General features: G+C 41.9%; 11 protein-coding genes and 2 pseudogenes. 3 read left to right on the forward strand and 10 right to left on the reverse strand.

What is annotated here, in order from left to right; translation table 11 throughout:
* Positions 1-113: 113 nt before the first annotated feature.
* From BQ9856_RS02515 to BQ9856_RS02535, 5 genes are all read right to left on the reverse strand, one after another.
* Positions 114-431, reverse strand: a complete 318-nt coding sequence (locus BQ9856_RS02515) for a hypothetical protein (protein ID WP_139348634.1) — start codon at positions 429-431, stop codon at positions 114-116.
* A gap of 252 nt (positions 432-683) precedes the next feature.
* A complete protein-coding gene (locus tag BQ9856_RS02520; RefSeq protein WP_077609571.1) occupies positions 684-1172 on the reverse strand; it encodes a pyridoxamine 5'-phosphate oxidase family protein in 489 nt (162 codons plus the stop codon).
* A 1134-nt stretch (positions 1173-2306) separates the two neighbouring features.
* A complete protein-coding gene (metA, locus tag BQ9856_RS02525; protein WP_077609572.1) occupies positions 2307-3224 on the reverse strand; it encodes a homoserine O-acetyltransferase MetA in 918 nt (305 codons plus the stop codon).
* Between the two features lie 3 nt (positions 3225-3227).
* Positions 3228-5186, reverse strand: a complete 1959-nt coding sequence (ligA, locus tag BQ9856_RS02530; RefSeq protein ID WP_077609573.1) for an NAD-dependent DNA ligase LigA — start codon at positions 5184-5186, stop codon at positions 3228-3230.
* Positions 5176-5964 (reverse strand): pseudouridine synthase, encoded by a 789-nt coding sequence (locus BQ9856_RS02535; RefSeq protein WP_200801240.1) that lies wholly within the window; start codon positions 5962-5964, stop codon positions 5176-5178. Before BQ9856_RS02535 ends, ligA begins: the two co-directional genes overlap by 11 nt.
* Before the next feature lie 175 nt (positions 5965-6139).
* Between BQ9856_RS02535 and BQ9856_RS02540 the strand changes: the two genes are divergently transcribed.
* Entirely contained in the window at positions 6140-6538 is a 399-nt protein-coding gene (locus BQ9856_RS02540; protein ID WP_077609575.1) for a bacteriohemerythrin, read from the forward strand.
* Between the two features lie 91 nt (positions 6539-6629).
* Here BQ9856_RS02540 and BQ9856_RS02545 read toward each other — a convergent pair whose 3' ends face one another.
* The 4 genes and pseudogenes from BQ9856_RS02545 to BQ9856_RS02560 all read right to left on the reverse strand — a co-directional run bounded on the left by BQ9856_RS02545 (position 6630) and on the right by BQ9856_RS02560 (position 9499).
* Positions 6630-6857 (reverse strand): hypothetical protein, encoded by a 228-nt coding sequence (locus BQ9856_RS02545; RefSeq protein ID WP_077609576.1) that lies wholly within the window; start codon positions 6855-6857, stop codon positions 6630-6632.
* A 66-nt stretch (positions 6858-6923) separates the two neighbouring features.
* A pseudogene (locus BQ9856_RS02550) lies at positions 6924-7658 on the reverse strand (nucleoside recognition domain-containing protein); the annotation flags it as partial.
* A 53-nt stretch (positions 7659-7711) separates the two neighbouring features.
* On the reverse strand, positions 7712-9337 hold the full coding sequence (locus BQ9856_RS02555) for a recombinase family protein (protein ID WP_077609578.1): 1626 nt from the start codon (positions 9335-9337) through the stop codon (positions 7712-7714).
* A 3-nt stretch (positions 9338-9340) separates the two neighbouring features.
* Positions 9341-9499, reverse strand: coding sequence for a ribbon-helix-helix domain-containing protein (locus tag BQ9856_RS02560; protein WP_077609579.1), 159 nt, complete (start codon positions 9497-9499; stop codon positions 9341-9343).
* Between the two features lie 163 nt (positions 9500-9662).
* On the opposite strand from BQ9856_RS02560, the gene BQ9856_RS02565 reads away from it, so the two are divergent.
* Entirely contained in the window at positions 9663-10124 is a 462-nt protein-coding gene (locus tag BQ9856_RS02565) for an FRG domain-containing protein (RefSeq protein ID WP_235839105.1), read from the forward strand.
* Between the two features lie 71 nt (positions 10125-10195).
* Here the strand turns inward: BQ9856_RS02565 and tnpA are convergent, their stop codons facing one another.
* Complete coding sequence (gene tnpA, locus BQ9856_RS02570; protein WP_077609580.1) at positions 10196-10624, reverse strand: IS200/IS605 family transposase; 429 nt, start codon at positions 10622-10624, stop codon at positions 10196-10198.
* A gap of 181 nt (positions 10625-10805) precedes the next feature.
* Between tnpA and BQ9856_RS25080 the strand changes: the two are divergent.
* Positions 10806-11037 (forward strand): annotated as a pseudogene (locus tag BQ9856_RS25080) (FRG domain-containing protein); the annotation flags it as partial.

An 11037-nucleotide genomic window follows, 5' to 3' on the forward strand; every position in this document is an offset into this window, starting at 1 on the left:
ATTTTAAACCATAGCGGCAGCTATGTCTATTTCTCATGCCCATTTTTCGAAATTTCCATTACTTTTCTACTCATCTGGATAATATTTACTTATCAAAGTTCACTTTGCCAGCCCTACCGGCATAATCTCTCAAGATTCCGAGAGATTATTTCAATATAGGTTAATATTTTTTTGATCTGTGCCAGCTGCTTTTCATCTTTTTTGGTCCGGTTAACCGCTGATTGGCTGGGAGGAAATTCTTTAAGCAGATCATCTGCTTCCAAAGAATAGATTTCCCCTTCTACGCACACATCAGCCGAGCCGGCCAGAATCAGCATGATTTCATACTCTTCATGCCAGTTATAGCGGTAGCCGCCGACCGCATGGATATAGTGGCGCATATGAAGCCCCTTTTCTGGAATATCAACGGCATGATAAAATTGACCCATCATTACCTCCTTTAAAAGAAATTATACAAAGAACCGCACTGGTTTCCCCGCAATTGGGGAACTCCTGCCAGAGCATATTCCACCCCAGCAGGCGTTTTACCTTCTCCGCATATTATCGTTTCTTACTCCCCTCTCCCATATCATCAATATCAACATACCATAAACACCTCCTGCGGACCAAAATGTATAATGAGTAAATCTCATCTATATCAGAAGCTCCATGAAATTACTGTATTGTTTTTCGGAACCCAACGTTTAATTACGCTTTTTTACCAGCTCTATTGCTTCCTTCCCTGTTAAATGCTCTACCTGTATTTTAATTACACATAAGATATTCCACTCTCTTTGTATTTCTTCATCGCCTGCTTCGTCACGGCCTGGAGCATATTTGTCATTCAACAACCGCATAACCCGCCATTTTTCATTATCTTCTTCAACTTCGCCTGCTTTCCCAAATGCTATAACACTTCTAAAATATGTGGTGAATTTTTCAGGCACAATCTGTTCTTTTTCAATTACACAAAATGATACTTTATTATTTTTCCTGATCGCGTCCAATTTATGTCCGGATTTGGCACAATGAAAATAAATCACTCCATCTTCATATACATAATTAAGAGGTACCGTATATGGATAGCCCTCATCACCTATGACACCTAAAACTCCCGTAATTCCTTGATTCAGAATATCTTCAGACAGTTCTTTTGACAGTAATTGTTTTTTTCTTCTCATTTCTCTAAACATTTTATTTTCTCCTTTTGGCGATTGTATTGAATTGCATATTCTTGATTTACTTCATTATAACATAAACAAACCGCATTTATAAAGGCATTTGGAGCACTGTATATTTGCAGAAATTAAGCGATATTGGTGATTATGATTATACTATGGAACAGTTGTATGAAAATGGATATAAGGATATTGAAATAATTTAAAATGACAAGGGGAATGATTAAATGAAAAAAGATACTGAATACACACTAAAGGACATTTTTGCTGCTATTATGGAGCTTTCAGAAGATTAAAAACTCTCCTGTTGGCGCTTTTCTGATTGTGAATTAATGCTTCATATGCTATAATTGGAATGTATAATCAAAAAGAAAACGGATGCGATTTTCCGATGTTAGATGCCCTCTAGTATTACAAAAGAGAGGGTGATGCCCTTATGAGTACAGGCGAAGTTTTAACCTTATTACTCGTGGTTTTTACGGCTCTGTCTTACATAGACAATCATAATAACAAAAAGAAATAGCATCCCTACCCTGAGAAAGTAAGATGCTATTCTTTGAATTCATTTTAATTAACTGAGGGCAATCGGAAAATCAATTCCGATACACTTTCTAAGTAGATTATACAATGGAGGGCTTGAGAAATCAAGTCCTCTTTTATTATTGCTCTTAATTTACTTTCAACATTCTGTGTCAACCGTCTTGACCTCTTTTATCCCGGTAGGTATTTCCTCCATGCCCTTACTGTGTGTTTCCTTATTCATTTTTATCTACCTCCTGTGGTTTATTATTTCCTTATGAAATTATCATTTCAACTTGTACCTGCATATGCTGCTGTGACGCATTAGAATGTCCATATACCTATTTGAAGCTATGGGAGGGGGATATTTACATACATTATTTGAACGCTAAATAAGGACACTATAAACTATATTTCTATAGCCTATAATGCCCTTATTTTAAAGCTCAAATTGTTCAGTTATACAGGTCTTTTGTTTTCGTTTAATTGTACCCCTTAAAGCATGTTTTTGTACCCCATGTGTACCCCATTTTCATGATAAAACGTGCTATTTAGCGATAATTTATGATATTTTTACATCTTGCCTTTAATTAGGTAAATTAACTCTAGCCCCTATAATATAAAGGATTTTCACTCCTCCACCTCAAGCAGATAAGGCGTGATCTGGTATACATAGAAGTTCAGCCAGTTCCCATACAGCGTATTCGCCGCATTTCTCCAATTTAACACCGGCACCGTATCCGGATCGTCATTCTCATAATAATTACATGGGATCTCCGGCTCCAGCCCCTTTTCCAGGTCCCGATGGTACTCTCCATTCAACGCCATGCGGTCATATTCCGGATGCCCCTGGACAAATATCTGCTTCCCATTCCGGTTCATCACCAGAAGAATCCCGGCCTCCTCGGATTCCGCCAGAATCATAAGCTCCGGATGCTTTAAAATATCCTCTTTCCGAATCTCCGTATAACGGGAATGAGGAGCCATCACATAATCGTCCATGCTGCGCACCAGCGGCACCTTCCGGTCCAGAACCTTGTGGCGGTAAATACCGGACAGCTTACTCTCCCTCTTGTATTTCGGTATTCCGTAATGGTAGTAAAGCCCTGCCTGGGCCCCCCAGCAGATGTGAAGGGCGCTGGTTACATGGGTCTTGCTCCACTCCATAATTTTCTTTAACTCTTCCCAGTAATTGACCTCTTCGAATTCCATATTCTCCACCGGTGCCCCGGTGATGATCATCCCATCGAATTTCTTTTTCTTCACTTCGTCAAAATAAACATAAAACTTGTTTAAATGGCTGGCAGACGTATTCTTGGAAGTATGGCTCTCCAGCATCAAAAAGGTACAGTCCACCTGCAAAGGCGTATTGGATAATGCCCGGAGAAGCTGAGTTTCGGTCTCTTCCTTTACCGGCATGAGGTTGACAATTAAAATTTCCAGAGGACGGATATCCTGGCTTAATGCGCGGTCCTCATCCATCGTAAAGATGTTTTCCCTCTCCAGTATGACTTTTGCAGGTAAATCCTTTTGTACTTTAATCGGCATAAATTATTCCTCCAGCATTTTTATGAAATCCTCTTCTGAAATAATCGGCACTCCCAGTTCCTTTGCCTTTTTATTTTTAGAAGAATTCGACGTAGTATCATTGTTGATCAAATAGGTTGTCCTGGAAGTCACGGAACCGGTGGCCTTGCCGCCGTGGGCTTCAATTACCTCCTGAAGCTCCTTCCGGTTGGAATAATGGTTCACGGAACCGGTTATGACAAATACCATTCCGTCAAATATTCCGTTCCCTTCCGTCTCTGCTTCCTGCATAACGGTAACCTCGGACAGCAGGCGGTCCACCATCTCATTGTTCTTCTCCTGCTTAAAATAGGTAATCCAGGCATCTGCCAGCACCTTGCCGATGCCAGAGACTGCGATAAGCTCTTCTTCGTCTGCGCGGCGCATCTTTTCAAAATTATATTTAAATTCCCGGCAAAGCATTTTTGCATTTGCCAGACCGATTCCGGCGACTCCCAAACCGTATACAAGCCTTGGGAGTGTGGTATGAGAGGCATTTTTTATAGCCTGTATCAGATTATCATAGGACTTTTTACCAAAGCCCTCCATCTGGGTGATGGCTTCCTCATGCTCCTCCAAATGGAAGATATCCGCAAACTCCCGGATAAATCCGGCACCGATGAATTTCTCCAGGGTTGCCTCCGACAAACCGTCAATGTTTAACGCATCCCGGCTGACAAAAAGGGAAAAGCTCTTGATCCGTTTGGCCTGGCAGTCCGGGTTGGTGCAGTATAAGCTCTTTACATCATTGATCTTACGGATCTCGGTCTTTCCGTCGCAGACCGGACATTGGTCCGGTATCCGTATCTTCCCGCTTCTTGTCAGGTTATCGGCAATCTGAGGAATGATCATGTTGGCTTTATATACCGTAATCTGATCTCCTTCCCCCAGCTCAAGTGCCTCCATAATGCTTAAATTGTGGACACTGGCCCGGCTCACCGTGGTTCCCTCCAGTTCCACCGGGTCGAATATGGCTACCGGATTGATGAGTCCGGTTCTGGACGGGCTCCACTCGATATAGTTGAGCTTTGTTTCCCTGATCTCATCGGCCCATTTAAATGCAATGGCATTCCGCGGGAATTTGGCTGTCCGGCCAAGGGATTCTCCGTAAGCGATATCATCGAAAAGAAGCACCAGGCCGTCTGAGGGGATATCATAATCCTGAATGGCTTCTGCAAACTCCTCTACTGCCTCCGGCAGGGTATCCCGGGTCACCATTTTATAATCCACGACGTCAAAGCCCTGCCTTTTCAGCCACTCAAACTGCTCCTTTCTGGAGTTTTTAAAGTCAACTCCCTCTGCCGTTACAAGCGTAAATGCCTTGAAGTTCACATTCCGGCCTGCTGTGATCTGATTGTTTAACTGTCTTACGGAACCACTGCACAAATTCCGGGGGTTCTTATATTTCGCAGCAGCGTCTCCGATTTCTTCATTGATCCTAAAGAAATCCGAATATTTGATCACTGCTTCCCCACGCAGGACCAGTTCTCCCTGATGGGATATATTTAATGGGATATTGGAAAATACCTTTGCATTGTTTGTGATGACCTCCCCGATTTCTCCATTGCCACGGGTTACAGCCTTTTGAAGGGTTCCGTGGTTATAGATAAGAACAACGGTCAGGCCGTCAAGCTTCCAGGAAAGGATTCCGGTCTGGCCGCCCAGCCATTCCTGTAAGCTTTCCGCACTCTTGGTTTTATCAAGGGAAAGCATGGGGCGCTCGTGAGCCTCTTTCGGGAGTTCGCTTAAGACCTGGTATCCCACGTTCTGGGTGGGGCTTTTGGAAAGAATGACTCCGGTCTCGTTTTCAAGATCCTGCAATTCATCGTAGAGCTTATCGTATTCGTAATTGCTCATGATCTCCCGGCTTTCCTGGTAGTAAGCCTTACCTGCAGCCGTAAGCACAGCAATCAGTTCTTTCATTCTGTTTATTTTAGCGTCCATCAGATTTCTCCTTTTTCTGTTCTTTATAGGAAAGATTCGTCGAGCCCTTTAAGGCTTCTTTCATCTGGTGGTATTCTCTCTTCGAAAGCTCCCGGTAAGCTCCGGGCTTTAGATCTCCCAGTTCTATATTCATGATCCGCATTCGTTTTAACATTCGTACCTCATAGCAAAACTGGCTGCACATTCGGCGGATCTGGCGGTTCAGCCCTTCCGTCAGAATGATGCGGAACGCTTTTTCTCCTGCCTTGGCCGCAAAGCATGGCCTGGTGGTCACATTCAGCTCCGGCAGGAATACTCCCTTTCTCATTTTCCGGATAAAATCATCCGTGACCGGGCGGTTTACTTTTACCAGATATTCCTTTTCATGAGCATTTCCGCTGCGCATCATCTTATTCACCAGGCCGCCCTGATTGGTCATGAGAATCAAACCTTCCGAATCCTTATCCAGACGGCCGATGGGGTAGATTCTTACCGGATAATTTACCATATCAACGATGTTGGGAGCCCGGTCTTTCTCCGACGTGGTACATACGATGCCGCGTGGTTTATGGACTGCTAGAAGGACCTGTTCCGCCTTATGGCTCTTTTCTTCTTCATCAGTTGTAATGGTCCGGCCATTTACGGTTACAGACTGTCCGGGAAGGACCTTCTGTCCGGGTGAAACAGCCTGTCCGTTTATGCGGACCTTTCCTGCCCCGATGAGTCGATCCGCCTCCCTGCGGGAGCATATCCCGGCTTCGCTTAAAAATTTATTTAGACGGATTCCTTCTGCCTCCATATTCATTCTCCCTTAACTGTATACTAGATAGAAATTATAGCATTGCCGGAGGGGTACGTCAATTTTATCTGCATATTTTGATTACTTTTCCATCCAATAACAACATTGATTTTTCCTTATTTTGGGTATACAATAAAAGAAACTATTATTATTTATTACCTAGGAGGAAAAAGCCATGCCATGGACACCAAATTTATCAGTGGGAATATCAATGATCGATGATCAGCATAAGATGTGGTTTGAAAAAGCAGAGGCACTTTTTGAAGCCGGTAAGAACAACCGTGCCAGGGAATATGTGGGAGAGCTTCTTGCTTTTCTGGATGATTACACCAAAAAGCACTTTGCAGATGAGGAAAAATATATGCTGAGTATTCACTATCCGGGATACGAAGAACAGAAAAAAGCACATGCTGCTTTTATTACACAATTAACGAAGCTGCGCAATGATTACAGCGCTTCCGGCGGAAATTTGCTGGTGATCCTGAATGCGAACCAGATGGTACTGGACTGGCTGACAAAGCATATATCAAATATGGACAAAAAGATCGGCGAGTACGCAAAGAATGCCCATTGACCTCCATATCTTACAGGACTGATACCGTTTGTTAAGAGGACTTGAACCATTATGGAATTCAAGCCCTCTTTTTGTGTGGCAGATCAGATATTCAGCTGAACTTATACTTCACTTCACAGCCGTTCGATATCCGGTTGCAGATGTTTACCACCCGTTCCATGATGGCGGAGGTTTTTCCTGTGTCCATTTCGATACTCATTTCTCTTAAGTCTTCCGAGATTCTTATGTCTTTCACCCCGTCAACCTTGGCGATTTCGCGCTCGATTTTTCTGGCCTTCAACCGGTCTGACAGGGCGTAAACATGATAACTCCTGCTCACGCTTCCCCCTCCTTTCCCATTGGGTATTCTATTGCTATTTTTGACAATTGGAGGGAAATTTAAACATCAGAGGAAGGCCCTTGCAATGGTTGAGAACAGGAAACATACGATAAATCCGGCTGCGGTGGGGACGAGCCAGGAAACAGCCGTCCATTTGAAACTCTGCGTTTCCTTTCGGATCGTTAAGCAGGTGGTGGAGCAGGGCCAGTGCATCAGGGAAAAGAGCATGGTGCTGATCGCAGTGATCCAGGTCCAGCCATTGGCTGCAAGGAGCTCTCTTAATACGGATAAATCGTTGATTTCCCTAAGGCTTCCTTCCGCCATGTAAGCCATGATGATGATAGGGACCACGATCTCATTGGCCGGAAATCCAAGGATAAATGCCAGCAGGATGACTCCGTCTAATCCCATGAGCCTGGCAAACGGGTCCAGAAAGCCGGAACAGTGGGCAAGCAGGGTTGCATCTCCTATGGTGATATTGGCCATCAGCCAGATGACGAGACCGGCCGGAGCTGCCACCGCTACGGCACGGCCTAATACAAACAGGGTGCGGTCGAATACGGAACGTACGATGACTTTACCGATTTGAGGTCTGCGGTAAGGCGGCAGTTCCAATGTAAAGGAGGAAGGAACTCCCTTTAGTATGGTTACAGATAATATCTTTGATATGAAAAACGTCATGATAATCCCCAGTACGATCACGCCTGACAGGACTGCCGCAGATAATATGGAGGAGAATACGCCTGAGGCCCCGCTGATAAAGAACATGGTGATAATGGCAATCAGAGTTGGGAATGCGCCACCACCCAAACGGCAACTTTGCTCCATACGACGAGTAAATGGCTGACAGTTCCTTACTCGCCGTCGATAAAAATATGGAGGTCTTTTCCGTCCCAGACAATTTTTTTAACCATCAGTTTGATTAAGGTTCGCTTTTCTTCCATGGACAGCGTGTTAAAATTGTTCTTGAAACTTGCTAATACCGTGGACAGCATATCCACCTGAATTTCTCTGTCGGCTATGATATTGGTATCCTTTTGCAAACGGAGTTGTTCTTCTTTTAAGGAAGACAGCTCTTTGTCAAGCTCCGTTATTCTGGTGCTCACTCGTTCAATGAAAGCTGCTCCTAAATTTCCATGTGATAGTGTGTTGACCAAATTCTCAATCTCACTGTTACATTTTTTTATTTTGTCCTCTATGATTGCAAGCGGACTTTTCTGTGTCTGTCCTTGCAAGTCATGTTTCAGCTTTTCCAACAGCTTGTAGATACCGGAATTTTCATTGGTGTACTGCATGAGGTACTCACACACTAAATCATCTGCCTGCTGACCATTGATATTTTGACAGTCGCATAAATCCAGACCACCACGAAGTTTATTGTTACAAATATAATCATATAACTCATTGTTCGCACGTTTGCCGCCACGCTGTTTTGCAAACATACGGCTTTTACATTTATCACAATAGATTAAGCCGGAAAGCAAAGAATAGTCATTGTGCATAATAGCAGGTTTTGTACCTGTTGGAATGTTATCTTTTAAGATGTTCTGAATGGCTACCCACTTTTTACCGGATACACGCCCTTTGTGTTTTCCGATTGCAACAATCCACTTGTCCATTCCCTGGCGTGGAGCGTTCTTCTTTCTGTAATCACGCTTATTATAAGCCAATAATGCATATTTACTGGTACATTCGGACTTATCAAAACAAATATCTGCATGATGTTCTGTAAAGTAGCCCCATGCGTCTTCATCAGCAATGCAATAGACCGGATTTTGAAGAATTTCTTTGATTCCCAGCAGAGAGAACATCTTTCCGGTACGGGACTGGATTCCCTGTTTAATTAAATATTTGCTTACACCTGACACACTGCGAAGCTCTAAGAATTTTTCAAAAATACAATCCACTACTTTTTGTTCTTCTGGATTGTCTTTTAACTTGCAGGCAGTTTTGATTTTACCATCAATAACGATTTCCTGTACCTTTTCAGAAGTAAATCCTGTGGGAGTAGTGCCGCCCAGCCAACGTCCGGTTCTTGCCAGCATGAGCATGTTGTCACGGACACGCTCCGCTATGGTTTCCCGTTCTAGTTGGGCGAAAACGGAAGCTATGTACATCATGGCTTTTCCCATAGGCTTTGATGTGTCAAATTCTTCTTTGATACAAATAAAAGAAATATTGTGATTGTTCAGGTCTTCAATTAGAGAAGAAAAATCGCTTACATTACGACTGATACGGTCAAGGCGGTAGCAAACAATGTACTCCGGCTTGTTCAATTTGATGTCACGGAGCATTTGCTGAAACTGCGGTCTGTCCGTGTTCTTTGCAGAGAAGCCCTCGTCCTCATAAACGGTTATCTCTGCTTTATCGGCTAGGGAAAGTTTGGTTGCAATATATTCCTTGCACATTTCAATTTGATTCTCAACACTTTCGCCCTTGCCGGTATAAACCGATTTACGGCTGTAAATAAAGATTCTCAAAGACTATTCACCGTCCTTTTTCTGGCTTACATAGTCAGATAAAACTTTAGCGCAAAGATTGGAAAAGGTTCGTTTGTCCTCCTTTGCCAGTTCATCTAACCGCTCTTTTAGTTCTTTTGAAAGAGTAATTATTACTCTTGTATTATTTTCAGAAACAGCCAACTTCATCACCTCATATATATTATATCACAGTGAATCACTTTTGTCAAAAAGTACAATAAACCTATATTTATTAATATCACCAGCAATTGTTATCGTAAATAATTGTATGAAGAAAATAAGAGTGTTATAATTTAAATAAATGACTTTTATCTTTGGAGGAACAATGAAGAAATACAAAGTAGATAGTATATCCAAATACCTTGCGCTTATAGAAAAAAATAATATTTCAGATTATATTTATAGGGGGCAAAATGAACCATACTTTTCTATTAAGGCAAGTGGATTTAGACCTTATTGGGGTGGCTGGGATTCTGATATGATTTATGATATGCCACATCTTCATACGGCTTTTTACAACAGAGTTATTGGACAACTTTCAGAAGATGAGAAAAATTATTTTCTGGCATTTTGTCAACATCATGGCATTCCAACTAATTTAGTAGATGTTAGTTATTCACCCTTAGTTGCACTTTTCTTTGCTTGTGATGGAAAAAGCGAAAGAAAATTTACGTTAAGTGAATTTATAGGTAATAAGTCGATTAAAGATTTTGAAAAAGATATATCTTCACATAGCATGTTTATTCATAATCTAAGTCAGCAACCACCAGTTCAACTGGTGGTTTGATATTAGCCCTAATAAGGGCTTTCTTACTGCTCGCCCAATAGGGCGGTGTCGCAAGCATCCTTACTGGTCCGCTAAAAAGCGGTACTTCTCATGTCTTCCTTGCGCGACTCTTCTGCTTGCTCTTTAATGTATTTCTGTACTGCTTCATCGGTTATATTACCAATGGTTTCTACATAATATCCTCGCGACCAAAACGCTTTATTCCACTTACTCTGCAATTCTGGATGTCTATCATAAATCATCAGCGTACTTTTTCCTTTCAAATAGCCCATGAAACTTGATATACTAAGCTTCGGCGGAATTGCTAAGCTTAAATGTACATGATCTACGCATACTGCTCCTGCTATTATTTCTACATTTTTATACTTGCATAGCGTACCAAGTATTTCTCGTACATCTTCTTTTATTTGTCCGTATAGTTGCTTTTTCCGATACTTTGGAATAAATACTATGTGGTACTGGCATTTCCATCTACTGTGTGATAAACTTTTATTGTCCATTGGGACTGCCTCCTATTTTTGAGTTTGGCTTGCGACACCATTCTCATTTTATCATAGGAGGCTTTTTCGTTATATCCTCACCGTTTCCACTTACACTATTCTCCCCAGCATAGCTGGGGGTTTAGTATTTTCAATTAATCAGGCTAAAAAGCCTTTTTATTCTCCATATGCTCAAATTTATATGCTAAATAAGAAACGCTTAATCAATATTACTGATTTGGTTGTAGAACTAAATGGGAAAAATTTATTTGAAGAATTGTTAACTGATGAAATAATGACAATGAAACTTTTCTCATTAATAAAAGAACATTTCAAAGCTATTGATTCTGATACATTAAATGTTTGGTTAAAAAACATCTTAGCTGAATTTGTTAGAATTAAAGAATTGCATGGTCTTGCTTCGGAATCTGACG

The organism is Clostridium sp. Marseille-P2415 (assembly GCF_900155545.1).
Taxonomy (GTDB): domain Bacteria; phylum Bacillota; class Clostridia; order Lachnospirales; family Lachnospiraceae; genus Lacrimispora.